Genomic DNA, 15,205 nt, shown 5'->3' with positions numbered 1-15,205 from the left:
CTGTTCTCAGTAATCCGCGCTGCCAAGGCCCTGGATCCTTCATTGCCAAAGGCCAGAATTTAACCGCTTTTTGGCCATATATCACTCCCGAAATTGTCGAGCCCTGCGGCATACTGAAAACTTTCCCGTCCACCCGGCACAAGAAAAAGGAGTTAACGGTGAACACACAGGCACAGGTCAAACTAGCCGATTTTCAGGCGGCCGATGTGCTCGACCCCGTGGTCATGGGCGATGAGCGCAGTATGTATGCCCTGTTCGACCACCTGCGCAGCACCGACCCACTGTCCCGCGTGGAGCATCCTGACTACCGGCCGTTCTGGTCCCTGACCCGCTATGACGATATCCGCCATATCGGCAGCCAGAATGACAGCTTCCTCAGTGCGCCGCGCACCATTCTGATTCCCAGCGCCTTCGAAGAGGCCCTGCTCGCCCAGTTCGGCACCAGCAATGGCCTGGAAACCCTGATTCACATGGATCGCCCGAAACACCTGAAAATGCGCAAGGTCACCCGCGAATGGTTTTTGCCGCGCAGCATCGAAACGCTGCAGGCTGAAGTTGAATTGCTGGCGAAGGAATTTGTCGATCGTATGCAGGAAATGGGCGATGAGTGCGACTTTGTGAAGGACATCGCCCTCCTCTTCCCGCTGCGTATCATCCTGTCGATTCTCGGCCTGCCGCGTGAAGCCGAGGGCACCATGCTGCGCCTGACCCAGGAGATGTTCGGCGGCCAGGACCCGGAACTACAGCGTGGCGATAGCGAAACTGCCGGCCTGGAAGTGCTCAACGAGTTCGGCGCCTACTTCGCCGAGGTGATCGAGGACCGCAAACGCAATCCGCAGGATGACCTGGCCACGGTGCTTGCAAACGCCGAGGTCGACGGCGAACCGATGAACATGCTCGACCAGGCCAGTTACTTCATCATCACCGCCAGCGCCGGCCACGACACCACATCGGCGGCCATCGGCGGCGGCATGAAGGCCCTGCTGGAACACCCCGAACAGCTGGCCCTGTGGCGAGACACCCCGGCTATCGACGACCGCGCGGCGCGGGAAGTGATCCGCTGGGTCTCCCCGGTGCGCCACATGGTGCGCACTGCGACTGCAGACACCGATTTGCACGGCAAGACCATTCGCGCCGGCGACAACGTCGCCCTCTGGTATCCGGCAGCCAATCGCGACCCGGCGGTATTCGAGGCCCCCAACAGCCTCGATCTGCAGCGCGACCCGAAAACCCAGCTCGCCTTCGGCTACGGTTCTCACATGTGCCTGGGGCAGCACCTGGCGGCGCTGGAGTTACGCTGCTTCTTCCGCGAGTTGCTGCCGCGTCTGAAATCCATGGAATTCAACGGCGATCCGGAGTGGATCAAGGCGATTTTCGTCGGCGGGTTGCGCTCGATGCCGGTGCGCTACCAACTGGGCCAGCGGGCCGTGTGAGAAGCCCAGCCCACGGGGCTGGTGTTCAGTTTTTCCTGCTCAGCGCCTCAATCCTGGCGCTGACCTGGTCTATCTTCTTCTGCTCGGCATCGATGCGTTTTTGATAGCCCGCATCAAGCGCATCCAACTGCGGCTGCAGCCCCTCTTCGTAGGTCTGGCCAGGCGGCGTATTGCTATCGTAGTCGCCCCGCTCCCGCAGGCGCTGCATGTCGATATCCCGGGCCTGCTCCAGTTCGGCTATGCGATTTTCATAGCGCGTAATTTCCCGCCGCAGTTCCCTCACTTCGTTGGATTCAGCGACCCGGCGCCAGGTCGCGCGCTCCTCGTCGGTGGTTCCGGTGCTGGTGTCCGGGGGGCGTACTGTGGTTTCCACGGCATTGTCCCCACAGGGTTGCTGGCTGAACACCGTCTGCCCCTGTTCGCCAATGCACTTGAAAATGCGCGTCTCGGCCTTGGCAGGTACAACAGTCACCAGCAGCGGCACAAGGCAAAGTAATTTCAGCATCCGTCTCCAAGCCTCGGGCGGGCTCACACAAAGGCCGAGTGTAACAGGCTGGCCCGCGGGAGAAACCATCTCAAGCGGCTATCCGGTCGCGCGGTGGTCTGCCGTATCAGGCAGCCAGGGCCGGATGGGGTATACGGCCGGATGCGTCGGCGACGTCACTGTAATGGACTTCAAAGCTTTCACCACCGGGGCGCCCCCACCAGCAGGCAGTCATGTCGATCCTGAGGTTCCACTGGCTCTGTACCGGCACGGTATTGGCACCGATGGCCAGGGGATCAATCACCGCGCAATTGACCCCTGCAGGCCAGCGCGCGGAATGAAACCAGAGCAACCCGCTCCCCGCCTCCCGGTGCACACTGCCCAGTTGCTGGGAGAAATGGTAATCCGCCGGATCGGATATGCGGCTGTGCCAGGTATCCAGGGCGGCGGCGGTCAGGTCTGCGCTGCGGGAGTGACTGACGGCGAAGTGCAGTGCACTGCGCCCGTCGCTGATGACATCCAGCGGGCCGAGGTCACTCAGGCCCTGCTGGAACAGCCACAGGTACACCGCGGACTCCACCATGGCAGTCTCCCGTTCCCGGGCGCCGTAGAGAATCCCCATTTCCGTGTGCCGCCCAAAGCGCGAGCCGTGGCGCAGGGGCGGGTAGCGGAATGGCGCGCGAAGAATCCAGTGCAGGTGCAGGCTGCTGGGCGGGTAGGCAGGCTTGTGGGCGTCCAGCAATTGCTCCAGGCGATCCTGTTCCGCGGCGGAGCGGGTGATATTGCGGGTAGCGGCCTCTTCCTGGTACTCCACAATGCGCCAGATATGCCCGCTGGTTGCACTGGTGCGCAGGAGTTGCGGATCCATCAAAGGCGCCCGCGCATGCCGTCCAGGTAGTGGTTGACCAGGGCAAGGCCCTCGTAGCGACTCACCAGATCCGAGGGCGCTTCGTTGCGCAGGTGGTGATTGGGCGTGCGCATCCAGTGCTGCATTTGTGCACGGTTGCCGCCGACGATGGCGTACAGAGAGCGGTACACCCGCACCAGCCCGAGAGCCAGTTCCAGGGCCTTGGGGCTGGACAGGAGCGCGGCGCCGCGGGAGTAGTTTTTCATTGAAGCGGTGCTGACCCCGACCGCCACGGCCAGTTCTGCCAGGGTCAGGCCCAATTCACTGCCCGCTTCCAGCAGGGCGCCGGTCACAATCGCCTCGTCAGAGCGCACTGGAGCAGTTTGGTTCATATTCGGCACCTTTTTGGAGCTGATAGAGTTTACATATATACCTTTAATATATATTTGTCTAGAAATAAACCAAATCTAGCTGTCCAGCGAACAGGCGCAGATACGGCTGATATGGCACAGCGGCAGGCCGCTCTGCTGCTGCCATTCATTAAAGGCCGCCTGAATGCGGGCCAGATCCCGCTGGCTGGTGGGATTGGCGGCGACCTCGACCCCCGCCCCGCGCAGGCAGCGCAGTACATCGCCGGTGAGGACAAAAGTGTCTCGCCCCATGTTGCGCAGCACCCGCTGGCCGGTCATGCCGCCGAGACGATCTCCGCGCTGCTTCAGCAGGCGGAACAGGCCCACCAGGTCTTCGGAAGGCCAGCGGGCGACGAAGCGGCCAAAACTGCCCTCCTCTTTGGCCAGCTCCAGCACAATGCGGGCGTTGCGCTGCACGCTGATGACTTTCTGCCGGTTGCGGATTATCAGGGGGTTGGCGGCGAAACGATCAATCTGGTCCGGGCTGAGCATGACAATCTTTTCCGGCGGAAAACCGAAAAAAACCTCCTCGAAACCCTGCCACTTGTTGTCCACCACACGCCAGACAAAGCCGGCCTGGAAAATACAGCGCGCCATTTCGGCCAGCCAGCGGTGATCCTGGGTGCGCGCCAGTTGTCGGGGGCTCTTGAAGTCTGGCAGCAGGCGGGTCAGGGCTGCCTTGCCCCCTTTGCGCTCAACGGCTCGCTGGTAAATGCTGTCGAAGTGTTCCATTACGCCGTCTGCCTCACGCTCCCTGTGTTCTGGCTGCGAAGGGTGACACGACTTCCAGCCTGCTGCCACCACGGCTGCTGCGAATATCAATTCGCACGTCCATCTGTTCCCGCAATTCCGAGACGTGGGAAATCACGCCGACCGTGCGGCCGGCCTGCTGCAACTCCATCAGGGTACTGACCGCCAGCTCCAGAGCTTCGGTGTCGAGGGAACCAAAGCCCTCGTCCACAAACAGGGTATCCAGGGCGATGCCGCCGGCCTGGGCCTGCACCACGTCAGACAGCCCCAAGGCCAGGGCCAGCGCCGCCATGAAGCTCTCGCCACCGGACAGCGTGGCAACCGAGCGTGCGTTGCCGGTGTAGTCGTCGTGGACCTCAAGATCCAGTCCGGCAGCACCGGCCCCGCTACTTGCCTCGCGCCGCCGGTGTAACTGGTAGCGGCCCGCGGACATACGCGCGAGTCGCAGGCTCGCCTGGGTCAGCACATCGTCCAGCAACACCCCGAGCACATAGCGCTGCAGGCTGACGCCGCTGCCGGCCCTGCCATTGGCGACATCCGAGAGGGTGCCGACCACGGCGTACTCCCGATCCAGTGCACTGTTGCTCTGCCTCTGCTGCTCGAGCTTGTCGCTAGTGGATCGCAGCACATTGTCTCGCTGCTGCAGCGCCTGCAGGCTGGATGCGCAATCCTGCTTACCCGTTTCGGCCACAGCGACAGCCTGCTCCAGTTGCTCAATATCGAGCGCCGGCTGGTCGGCGAGCTCCCTGTCCAGGGTCTCAAGTCGCGTGCGTGTCGCCTGCAGTTCCTCGCGATAGGCCGCCAGTGACTGCTGCAGGGCCTGCAGTTCACCCTCATCCATCTGCGCCTGGCGGGCGGCCGGCTCATCGGCGAACAGGCTGACGGCCAGTGCCGCCTCAAAATCCTGCTGTGCCTGCGCGGCGGCCTGCCAGCGCTCGGCTGCGTTGTCCCTTGCCTGCTGCAGGCGCACTCCGGCAATGCGCAACTCCTGACGGGTATCGGCCTCGGCCAGCCGGGCCTGCTCGAGTTTTGCTTCCAACTCGGCCAGGGCCTCTTTTTGCGTGGTCAGGGCCGCCTGCAATATGGCTTCAGAACGGGCCACTTCGGGTAATTGTGCTTCCAGCGTCGCAAGTGCTGCAGATGCTTCCTGCTGCTGCGCCAGGGCGCTGTTCAATACCGCCTCGGCATCAGCCTCCGCCCGGGTGACGCTGTGCAGATCCTGCTCCAGCAATTGCAGAGACTTCTCCCGTTCGGGCAGGGCCTGCAACTGTCGCTGGCGTTCCCGCTGCATCTCCAACAGTTGCTGGACACGCCGGTCCCAATGGCCGGGCGTATCACCGCTCCCGGCCGGCAGCGCATCGAGCTGCAATTGCAGCGTGTCGATCCGGCCGTCGGCTCCGGCGAGTTCCGCTTCACTGGCGGCCAGCGCCTGACTGCAATCACGGCTGCGCTGTTCCTGCGCTTCAATACTCGCTTCATCGGGTACATCCCCGTCGCCACTGGCTTTTTGTGGATGTTCCAGACTGCCGCACACCGGGCAGGCCTCTCCCTCCTGCAGGGAGGCGGCCAGCAGGCGCGCCTGCCCCAGATGCCAGTCCCTCCGCAGGCGGGTCAGCACTGCCTGCGCAGCCCGGCTCTCCTCCTCCTGCTGTTTGCAGCGCTCCCGAAGCTCCGACTGCAGCTGCCGTTCGCGGGCCAGCTGGCCCTGCAATTGCTCCCGCTGGCGGGCTTCGGTCAGCGCTGCCTGCGCCTGGTGCAGTGCCAGATCAACATTCTCGCTCTCCCTCAGCGAGGCGTTCAGGGCGACGAGCTGGGCCGCGAGTTGATCCCGCTCAGCGGCTTTTGCCTGCCGGCCCTCCCTCGCCCGGTCCAGGAGGGCCTCGGCGTCGGCAACGACGTGCGCCCGCTTTGCCTGCAAGGCTCTCGCCGCCAGCAGCTGCTCCAGTTTGGGCTCCAGGCGTTGCAGTTGCTGGATCTGCTCGCGCCGGCCGCTGCGTTCGTCCTCCCTGGCAAGTTCTGCGTCCAGCGCCTGCCTGTCATGCTCCGCCTTCTGCCTGGACGCTGTCTCAGCCTCCAGTGCAACAGTAACGGCGGTGTCCGCCTGACTGGCGGCCGCGATGGCGCGCTGCCAGTGATCGAGGGGTGCCTGTAACTGCCTGGCCGCCAGTGCCCGGTCCAATTGCGCTTGCTGCCGCTGGCGATCCAGCGACTGCGCCTCCAGTTCAGCCAGTGTCGCCGCCGCTGCGGCACGGTTGCCACGCATACTCTCCACCTGTCGCGCCAAAGCGAGCTGGGTGGCGAGTCGCTGCCACTCGGCCTGGGCTTGTTGACTGCGTTCACCGGCCGCACGCAGCTCGGGCGCCAGCGTCTCCCGTTCACTTTGTAGCGTCTCTTCACTCGCTACCTCGCCCGCCGTGAGAATGCCGGCAATACGCTCCTGGCCGGCTTCATAGTCGCGGCGGATCTGGCTGGCGGCCTGCTTCAGGCGCTCCTCGATCTGTTTGTAGACTCCAGTCTGGAACAGGTCCTGGAAAATTTTCTCGCGGTCCCTGGAATCCGCCATCAACAGTTTGCGGAACTGTCCCTGGGGCAGGACCATCACCTGCCGGAACTGGTCGGCGTTGAGGCCGGTAATCTCGCGAATGGCGCTGTTGGCATCGGTGACTTTTTGTTCAACCAGCAATTTACCGCTCGCGCAGCTACCGTCCGGGCCGAGTCGATAGAGTTCCGCCCGAGTGCGGTGCTCGGTAAATCCTTCACCGCGCTGTTTGGGCCTTTGCTGGTCGGGGCTGCGCGTGATCTGGTAACGCTCTCCCGCCAGTTCAAAACGGAAGCAGACTTCTGTCAGCAAGCCGTCAGGACTCTGCTGGCAGCGCATCTCCCGCCCTTCCCGCTCGGCGCCGGTGGTAATGCCATAGAGCGCAAAGCAGATGGCGTCCAGCAACGTGGTTTTGCCGGCACCCGTGGGGCCGTTGATCAGGAACAGCGGTGACTGACCGAGTGCGGCAAAGTCGACCTCTTCGCGGCCGGCGAAGGGCCCGAAGGCCTGCAGGGAGAGGTGGAGTGGCTTCACAGGCTGCCCTCCTGTTGCAGTGCTTGCAGCAGGGATTGCAGGTAGCGCTGCTGGGCATCGCTCATTCCCTCACCCTGGACATGGCAGTAGAACTCGCGAAAGAGCTCGTACTGGCTCTGCTTCAGGACATCCCGGCCCGCACCGAACCTCGCCCCACCGCTGTCCCGGGTCAGGCGCACTGCCTGCAGGGCATTGGGGTAGACCGCGCGCAACTTGCCCATCACATCCAGCACGGCGCCGCTGCCGGTCAGCCGGGCGCAGATAAAATCGTCGGCGGCCGGGTCTGTGTGCCCCGTCGCCAGCAGCGCGTCGAGGCTGCCTTCTATGATGCGGACGTCCCGCAGGGGCTTGAGGTCGCGCTGTGCAATCGTGACGCCGCCAGCGCCATCGATATCCACCAGCGTCACCGACTTGCGCTGTCGCGCTTCGGAAAACGAATATTTCAGGATCGAACCGCTGTAGCGTATATGCTGCGCCCCCCTGTGCTGGGGGCCGTGCAGGTGGCCGAGAGCCGCGTAGGTATAGGGGGCGAAACGATCCCCGGCGACCTGGTCGGCGCCACCGAGACTCAGGGGCCGCTCGGAATCGCTGGCCTCGCCACCGGCGACAAAGCAGTGAGCCATTACCACGCAGGGGCGGCTGTGGTCACGGGCGCTTTCCACACGTTCCAGCAGTGCACCCATGGCCTCGTCGTGACTGCTGACCTCTACGCCCAGTGTCTGGCGCACCTGGGCCGGGCCGGCGTAGGGCAGTCCGAAAAAGTCCACCGCGATTGCACTGACTGTGTGCCCTCCCCTCTCCGCGGCGACCAGGGTGAGGGGACGCGGTTCTGCCGTGAGCGGGCCGACAATGTGCAGGCCGGCGTGGCCGAGCAATTCAGCGGCAAAACCCAGCCGCTCGGCGGAATCGTGATTGCCGGCGATCAGGATGACCTGTTTGCCGAGTTCCACACACAGCCTGCGCAGGGTGTTCCCCAGCAACGAGACGGCCTCGGCGGGCGGCACTGCGCGGTCGTAGACATCGCCGGCAATCAGCACGACATCGACTTCGTCCCGTTCCGCGATGTCGAGAACCTGCTCCAGCACATGGGCCTGGTCCGCCAGTAGGGAACGGCCGTGAAGTTGGCGCCCGAGATGCCAGTCGGAGGTGTGGAGTATTCGCATGGTGGATTCAGGTGTTGTCGTCGCGATACTTGGGCAGGCGCCAGTCGAACAGCAGCGCACCGGCGCGCAGCAGGAAGGCGGCAGCCATGCTGAGCGGCAGCGCCACGGTGGCGGTTTGCGGCCACTGTGCCAGCAGGGTAAAGCTGGCCGAACCCAGCAGGGCCGCCGTGACGTAAATCTCCGGCCCCAGCAGGACCGGTGGCCGGTTCAGCAGGCTGTCGCGTATCAGGGAACCGAAACTGGCGGTCATCATGCCCATGCCGATGGCGACAATGGCCGGTGCATTCCAGGCCAGCGCCTTTTGCGTGCCGAGCACACAGAACAGGGCCAGGCCGACGGCGTCCGCCCACAGCAGCACCCGGCGGCGGGAATCGAAGTGGTGGGCCAGAAACCAGGTGGCGACAGAGGCGCCGATACAGACCCAGAGATAGCTGGGATCGTGTATCCAGAACACCTGGTCGGTATTCAGCAAAAGATCCCTGAGCGTGCCGCCCCCCACCCCGGTAATGGTGCCGAACAGCACGAAGGTGAGGATGTCCATGCGACGTTCGGCAGCGGCCAGCGCGCCACTGATGGCAAACACGGCAACGCCGAGCAGGTCGAAGGTGTAGATGGCGGTGGCGAGATTCACAAACCCTGTCCTGTATTTTCAGCCCGGGCTGGCACTGGCGGCGGGCTTTGCCGTGTTATTATCGCCCGTTCCACGAGACTCCGGGTACCGTGAACCATGTCCAAACCCCTGCTGCTGTCGATTGTCACCTTTGTGGCTGTTGTCGCCGTCATTGCGACGCTCGCCATTGTGACACAGGACGAGGCGCCAGATTGCGCGTCAGGCAGGGATGTCAGCGCCGCCGTGCTGGCGGACGCCGAAGGCGATCAGGACGCCATGGTCAACCGGGCCATTATTGTAAGAGGCAAATGTGAGCAGGACGAGAAAAACTGAGTCAACCCGCTGGTACTTTTTTCCCCTCCTGCTTCTGAGCCTGCTTAGCATCACCGCGCCACTTGCGCGCGGGGCAGGTGGTGAAGCCGCACAGGCCGCCCACGGTATCCTGCAGAATCGCTGTATGGTCTGTCACGGCTGCTACGACGCCCCCTGCCAGCTCAAGCTGGAAGCACAGCAGGGGCTTGAGCGCGGCGCCAGCAAGGACCTGGTTTACGATGGCGCGCGCCTGATGTCTGCCGACCTCACCCGCCTGTTCGACGATGCACGCAGCGCCGAGGAGTGGCGCGACAAGGGCTTTTTCCCGGTCGTCGACCCTGAGCAGCCCGACGATGGTGTGCTGTACCGCATGCTGGAACTGAAGCAGGCGCATCCCCTGCCCCCCCGCGGCCCGGTGGACAAGAGTTTCGACTTCTCCCTCTATCGCGAACAGCAGTGCAGCACACAGGAAGACTTTGCCGACTACGCCGAGGACAACCCCCTGTGGGGGATGCCCTTTGGCTTGCCGGGACTACAGCCGGAAGAACACCAAACCATGATTCGCTGGCTGGAAAACGGCGCACAGCCTCCCGCGCAACCCGCGCTGACGGCAGCCCTGCGCCGCGAAGTGACCGCCTGGGAGGATTTTCTTAACGGCAACAGCAACAAGCAGCGCCTGATGTCTCGCTACCTGTACGAACACCTGTTCCTGGCCAGTCTCTTTCTCGAGGCTGACGGGGAGCCGGTGTGGTTCCGTCTGGTACGTTCCAGGACAGCACCGGGCGAGCCGCTTGCGCTGATCAGTACCCGCCGCCCCTACGATGACCCGGAGGTCGAGCGGGTGTATTACCGCCTCCAGCGCATGCCCATAACACCCCTGAGCAAGAGCCACCTGGCCTACCGTTTTGACGCCGAACGCCGCGGCTGGTACCAGCGCAACTTTCTGGACCCGGATTACACGGTGCCGGAATTGCCGGGCTACCAGCAGGAAGTTGCCGCTAATCCTTTCAAGAGCTTTGTCGCCATCCCGGTGTCATCCCGCTATCGCTTCCTGTTGGAGGAAGCCCAGTTCACCATCATGAACTTCATCAAGGGACCGGTGTGCCGCGGCCAGATCGCCCTCAACGTGATTGAGGATCGCTTCTGGGTGATGTTCCTGGATCCCGATTCAATGGACCCGGAACTGGACGGTGCCTTCCTGGCCCGGGAGAGTGACAACCTGCGCCTGCCGGTAAGCGAGACAGGTACTGCGGTGGACCTGTTCGCCTGGCGCGGCTACGCCAAATCCCACGACCGCTACCAGAAGGCGAAGGTCAAATACCTGTCGCAGCAGTTGAATCGGAGCAATCGCAAGATTGGCCTGAACAGCCTCTGGGACGGCGATGGCAACAATCCCAATGCCGCGCTGACCATCTTCCGCCATTTCGATACGGCATCGGTGGTGAAGGGTTTCGTAGGCGACACGCCCAAAACCGCCTGGGTGATTTCCTACTCGCTGCTGGAACGAATTCACTACCTGCTGGTAGCGGGCTTTGACGTCTATGGCGCCGTGGCCCATCAACTGGAAACGCGGCTCTACATGGACTTCCTGCGGATGGAGGGAGAACTGAATTTCCTTATGTATCTACCGCCAGAGCAGCGGCAGAAACTGCGCGAATACTGGTACCGCGACGCCCCCGGTTTTGCCCGGGATCACGTGTTTGCCGACAGCGAACTGATGCGCGAGCAGGCAACTGACCTGGTTTTCAGCAGCGACGACCCCAAGAAGGAATTTCTCGGCACTATGCGCCAGCGCATCCACGGCGCCACGGCCGAGCGCTTCGACTACCACCCCGCCTTCACCGTGGAAAACGACAAAGCACTGGACAGCCTGGTGGCCGGCGTCGGCGCCCACAACAGTTTCCTGCCCCAGGTGAGTATCGTCAGTGTGATTGGCGGCGAACAGCCGCAGACTCTTACCCTGCTGCGCGACTCGGGCTATTCCAACATCGCGCTGCTGTTCCTGGAGGACGAACGACGCCTGCCGGAAGAAGATCGGCTCACGGTGGTAAAGGGCTTTATCGGCGAGCACCCCAACCTGTTTTTCGAGGTGCATGAAAAGCAACTGCCACTGTTCGCAGCGGATATTGCGGCCATGCAGAGCGAGCAGGACTGGAAACTGCTGCGGGAACGCTACGGTGTGGCCCGCAACGCCCCCTGGTTCTGGCGTCTCAGCGATCAGTTTCACCAGCAGTTGCTGGACAATGATCCGTTCTACAACGGCCTGCTGGACTATAACCGCTATCTGGGGAACGAGGCCCGGGCGACGCAATAGGCGCATACCCGGGAATCCGCTGGCGCCAGTCGGCGCAAGACAATTGCCGGACCCCGTGATTCAATGGCGCCGTTTGCTACGGCGCAATGAGACGGGGTGAGTGGCAATGCTGAGCATGGCGCAGTGGATTCAACTGATACTCGCGGCGGTTATCGTAGTGCCACTCTGTGCCCGACTCGGCCTCGGCTCGGTGTTGGGATATCTGGCGGCAGGTGTTCTGGTGGGGCCGTGGGTCCTCGGCATCGTCGACGAGGTCGAGCACGTTTTGCATTTCGCCGAGTACGGGGTAGTGCTGCTGCTGTTCGTGATCGGTCTCGAGTTGCGCCCGAGTCGCCTCTGGGCCTTGCGCAAAGCCATCTTTGGCGCGGGTACCATGCAGCTACTGGGTTCCGGCGTCCTGCTTGCAGGTTTCCTGTTCCTGATGGGCGCGCCGGGCAAGACCGCCGCCGTTGCCGGCGTGGTGCTGGCACTCTCCTCCACAGCCTTTGCCCTGCAGATTCTCGCAGAGCGCAAGGAATTGACGGCGCGCTGGGGCCGGACCGCCTTCGGTGTGCTGCTGTTCCAGGATCTGGCGGTAGTGCCGCTGCTGGCCCTGCTCCCCCTGCTGGGTACGGCCGGCGAACAGACTGCGGCGCCATCGTTGAGCCAGCTGGGAATCTCCCTTGGCGCGCTGCTACTGGTGGTATTCGGCGGGCGCCATGCCCTGCGCTTTGCGCTGGGGCTGGCATCGCGCAGCCATGTGCGTGAAATACTGACCGCCACGGCACTGCTGGCAGCGTTTGGTACCGCCTATCTGCTGGAAGCCGCCGGCTTGTCCATGGCACTCGGCGCCTTTTTGGCCGGTGTATTGTTGGCCGATTCCGAGTTTCGCCACCAGCTGGAGGCGGACATCGAACCGTTCAAGGGCCTGCTGCTGGGCCTGTTCTTCATCGCCGTGGGGATGTCGCTGAATCTCGGTCTGCTGGCGTCCGGTCCGGCGCGTATCGCGCTGCTGGTGATCGGACTGGTGGGGCTCAAGTTTCTGGCACTTTACGCCCTGGGTCGCTTCTCCGGCCTGGAATCGGCGGATGCGCGCAAACTGGGCATAGCCCTGTCCCAGGGCGGTGAGTTCGCCTTCGTGCTGTTCGGGGCCGTTCAGGCGGGAGGGCTGATAAGCACAAGCGAAGTGCAGGAACTGGTCGTGGCGGTATCTCTGTCCATGGTCACAACGCCGCTGCTGTTTCTGCTACACGATGCACTGTCGGGACGCCAGGCGCCGGCACCGGATTTCGACCAGATTGATGAGCAGGAAGCCCCGGTCATCATTGTCGGTTTCGGGCGCTTCGGGCAGATTGCCGCGCGGGTGCTGGGGGCGCTGCGAGTTCCCTTCACCGCACTCGACGCCAGCCACCAGCAGGTGGATTTTGTCCGCAAGTACGGCAATGATATCTACTACGGCGATGGCTCGCGCCTGGACCTGCTGGAAGCAGCAGGCGCGCAACGCGCCCGCTTTCTGGTGCTGGCCATTGACGATCCCGACACCTCGGTGAGAGCCGCAGGGCTGATCCGCGCGCACTTCCCGAACCTGCAGGTTTTCGCCCGGGCCAGGGACAGGAACCACGCCTACCGGCTGATGGACACCGGGGTGACGCTGATTCGGCGGGAGACATTCCATTCCGCCCTGGCCCTCACCCGCGACCTGTTACTGGCTCTCGGCATGACTGGCAGCGCCGCGGACCGCACTCTGGCGATCTTTCGCGAGCACGATGAGCGGCGGCTGCAAGCGCACGCAGCGCTGCACGATGATCAGGAGCGGATGACCAGGCTGGCAAGAGATGCAGCCCGGGAGCTTGAGGAACTGTTCAAGGAGGATGCCGGGGACCTGTTGCGGCTGGCGCGCGAGCGGGACCAGACGGATCGCTAGAAATGTGGCCCATTGCTGCGCTGGAACCAGCGCAGCAGGCTGCGATCCACGGCCCCCTCGGCGGCCATGCCCAGTTTTTCCTGCCAGGCCTTGCGCTGCACGTAACGCACTTCGTAGACCTCCCAGGTCTTCAGGTGCTGCTGGATATAGGCATCGCTGGTCTGCAGTTCGTCGATCAGGCCCTCGGCCAGGGCGTTGCGGCCATACCACACTTCGCCGGTGGCCACCCTGTCGACATCCAGTTGCGGGCGCTGCTCGCGAATGAAGTCCTTGAACAGGTCGTGGGTGATTTCCAGTTCCTCCTGGAATTTTTCCCGCCCCTTGTCGGTATTTTCGCCAAACACTGTCAGGGTGCGCTTGTATTCACCGGCAGTGAGCAACTCAAAATCGACATCGTGCTTTTTCAGCAGGCGGTGGAAATTGGGCAATTGCGCCAGCACCCCGATGGAGCCGATGACGGCGAAGGGAGCGGCGATTATGCGATTGGCGACACAAGCCATCATGTAACCGCCGCTGGCAGCCACTTTGTCCACCGCCACTGTCAGCTCGATACCCGCTGCGCGGATGCGTTCCAGCTGGCTGGCGGCGAAACCGTAGCTGTGGACCATACCGCCGGGGCTCTCCAGGCACAGCAGCACCGCGTCTTTTTCCCGCGCCTGTGACAGGACGGTGGATATTTCCTCGCGCAGGTGTTCGCTGGCGCTGGCCCTGATATCGCCGTCAAAGTGGAGGCAGTACAGGCGCGGTTTATCGTCTTCGTCACCGGGCTTGGCATCCGAGGGCGCATTTTTAGCTGCTTTTTTAGCCGCTTTGCTGCGCGCTTTCTCGGCCTGCTTTTCCGCCTTTTTCCCGGCTTTCTCTTCCGCCTTCAGGGCATGCTTATCGATCACTTCATGACGCAGAGCATCCCCCATGCGGCGATAGCGCTCGTTGAGGTGGCGGATCTCGATATGCCCGTCGCGTTCGCTCCTTTGCCGCTGCCCGAGGGCCACAACCCCCACCAGCACCACCAGGATGGCGACCACAACAGTGACCGCCTGGGCCAGAAACAGCCCGTATTGGGTAAGAAATTCCAAAGTGACCTCTGTCAGTTAAGGGATTGCACGTAGTGCCGAATCAGTTGCCCCGCCACCGAACTGGGGGGAGGCACCTGGGGTAGATCCGTATAGTGGAACCAGCGGGCGTCGGCGATTTCAGCGGGGTCGCAGACAATCTCGCCGCCCGCATACTCGGCGTAGAAACCCAGCATCAGCTGGCTGGGAAAGGGCCAGGGCTGGGAGTTGAAATACTGCAGATTGTGGACATCGATTCCCACCTCTTCCTTCACTTCGCGGTGCAGAGTGTCCTCGGCGCTCTCCCCGGCTTCGATGAAGCCCGCAAGCGTACTGTACATGGCCCGGGGGAAATTCGCATTGCGGGCCAGCAGCAGTTCCTCACCGCGAGTCACCAGGGTAATGATACAGGGCGAAATACGCGGGTAATTGATGGTACGGCAGGGTCGGCAGCGCATGGCGCGTTCGGCGCTGTCCAGCTCCATCGGGCTACCGCAGCGGCCGCAGAACTGGTGATCTTTCTCCCAGTTCAGCAGTTGCGCGGCGCGACCGGCCATGGCGAAGAGCGGATCTTCCACCCGGCCGAGAATGCTGTACAGGCTACCCCGCTGGAAGCGCATGGGGTCGGGGCTGTGGCCGCTGTCGATTTCCACCGCGAAACAGGGCTGCTCGCCCCAGTAGCCGACAAACTGCTCGCGCAGGATGACCCAGCCATTGTCGTACAGTTCATCCTCCCCCAGCAGGCAGGCCTGGGGAGAGCGCAGGTCGCTCAGCAGTTCACCGTCCTGAAACACAATGTGCAGCACGCGCCCCCGGTTTACGGGGGGATGATTGTCCAGTCGGAACATGTCGGG

The 15,205-nt window shown here is 63.1% G+C and carries 13 protein-coding genes; 4 read left to right on the top strand and 9 right to left on the bottom strand.

Translation table 11 applies throughout. The features are described from left to right. Positions 1-158 precede the first annotated feature (158 nt). Positions 159-1,433, top strand: a complete 1,275-nt coding sequence (locus FVW59_RS13280) for a cytochrome P450 (protein ID WP_246139733.1) — start codon at positions 159-161, stop codon at positions 1,431-1,433. 25 nt (positions 1,434-1,458) lie between these two features. Here FVW59_RS13280 and FVW59_RS13275 read toward each other — a convergent pair whose 3' ends face one another. The 7 genes from FVW59_RS13275 to FVW59_RS13245 form a co-directional block, all read right to left on the bottom strand. Further along, positions 1,459-1,938 carry a DUF4124 domain-containing protein gene (locus tag FVW59_RS13275; RefSeq protein ID WP_187275882.1) on the bottom strand — a complete coding sequence of 160 codons (480 nt, stop codon included), beginning with the start codon at positions 1,936-1,938 and terminating at the stop codon, positions 1,459-1,461. A gap of 106 nt (positions 1,939-2,044) precedes the next feature. Then, positions 2,045-2,785 (bottom strand): RES family NAD+ phosphorylase, encoded by a 741-nt coding sequence (locus FVW59_RS13270; RefSeq protein ID WP_148064820.1) that lies wholly within the window; start codon positions 2,783-2,785, stop codon positions 2,045-2,047. Beyond that, the gene (locus FVW59_RS13265; protein WP_148064819.1) at positions 2,785-3,156 is read right to left on the bottom strand and encodes an antitoxin Xre/MbcA/ParS toxin-binding domain-containing protein; all 372 of its coding nucleotides are present in this window, start codon (positions 3,154-3,156) and stop codon (positions 2,785-2,787) included. Before FVW59_RS13265 ends, FVW59_RS13270 begins: the two co-directional genes overlap by 1 nt. A 75-nt stretch (positions 3,157-3,231) precedes the next feature. Continuing rightward, positions 3,232-3,906: a DNA-3-methyladenine glycosylase I gene (locus tag FVW59_RS13260; protein ID WP_148064818.1), complete on the bottom strand. Its 675-nt coding sequence runs from the start codon at positions 3,904-3,906 to the stop codon at positions 3,232-3,234. A gap of 13 nt (positions 3,907-3,919) precedes the next feature. Beyond that, positions 3,920-6,997 carry an AAA family ATPase gene (locus FVW59_RS13255; RefSeq protein WP_148064817.1) on the bottom strand — a complete coding sequence of 1,026 codons (3,078 nt, stop codon included), beginning with the start codon at positions 6,995-6,997 and terminating at the stop codon, positions 3,920-3,922. Then, positions 6,994-8,160: an exonuclease SbcCD subunit D gene (locus FVW59_RS13250; RefSeq protein WP_148064816.1), complete on the bottom strand. Its 1,167-nt coding sequence runs from the start codon at positions 8,158-8,160 to the stop codon at positions 6,994-6,996. The genes FVW59_RS13255 and FVW59_RS13250 overlap by 4 nt, the downstream gene beginning before the upstream one ends. Before the next feature lie 7 nt (positions 8,161-8,167). Continuing rightward, entirely contained in the window at positions 8,168-8,791 is a 624-nt protein-coding gene (locus FVW59_RS13245) for a trimeric intracellular cation channel family protein (RefSeq protein WP_148064815.1), read from the bottom strand. A gap of 96 nt (positions 8,792-8,887) precedes the next feature. On the opposite strand from FVW59_RS13245, the gene FVW59_RS13240 reads away from it, so the two are divergent. The 3 genes from FVW59_RS13240 (at position 8,888) to FVW59_RS13230 (ending at position 13,299) form a co-directional block, all read left to right on the top strand. Beyond that, entirely contained in the window at positions 8,888-9,103 is a 216-nt protein-coding gene (locus FVW59_RS13240) for a hypothetical protein (RefSeq protein WP_148064814.1), read from the top strand. A gap of 124 nt (positions 9,104-9,227) precedes the next feature. Next, positions 9,228-11,396 (top strand): fatty acid cis/trans isomerase, encoded by a 2,169-nt coding sequence (locus FVW59_RS13235; protein WP_148064813.1) that lies wholly within the window; start codon positions 9,228-9,230, stop codon positions 11,394-11,396. A 106-nt stretch (positions 11,397-11,502) separates the two neighbouring features. Further along, positions 11,503-13,299 (top strand): monovalent cation:proton antiporter-2 (CPA2) family protein, encoded by a 1,797-nt coding sequence (locus FVW59_RS13230; RefSeq protein ID WP_148064864.1) that lies wholly within the window; start codon positions 11,503-11,505, stop codon positions 13,297-13,299. On the opposite strand, the gene sohB is transcribed toward FVW59_RS13230, so the two are convergent. Beyond that, the gene (sohB, locus tag FVW59_RS13225; protein WP_148064812.1) at positions 13,296-14,375 is read right to left on the bottom strand and encodes a protease SohB; all 1,080 of its coding nucleotides are present in this window, start codon (positions 14,373-14,375) and stop codon (positions 13,296-13,298) included. The genes FVW59_RS13230 and sohB overlap by 4 nt on opposite strands. Positions 14,376-14,386: 11 nt before the next feature. Continuing rightward, positions 14,387-15,199: an NAD(+) diphosphatase gene (gene nudC, locus FVW59_RS13220; protein ID WP_148064811.1), complete on the bottom strand. Its 813-nt coding sequence runs from the start codon at positions 15,197-15,199 to the stop codon at positions 14,387-14,389. Positions 15,200-15,205: the final 6 nt, after the last annotated feature.

The organism is Parahaliea aestuarii (assembly GCF_008064635.1).
Taxonomy (GTDB): domain Bacteria; phylum Pseudomonadota; class Gammaproteobacteria; order Pseudomonadales; family Halieaceae; genus Parahaliea; species Parahaliea aestuarii.
The sequence above is the reverse complement of the archived record's forward strand: the minus strand, read 5'-3'. Positions and strand labels throughout refer to the sequence as shown.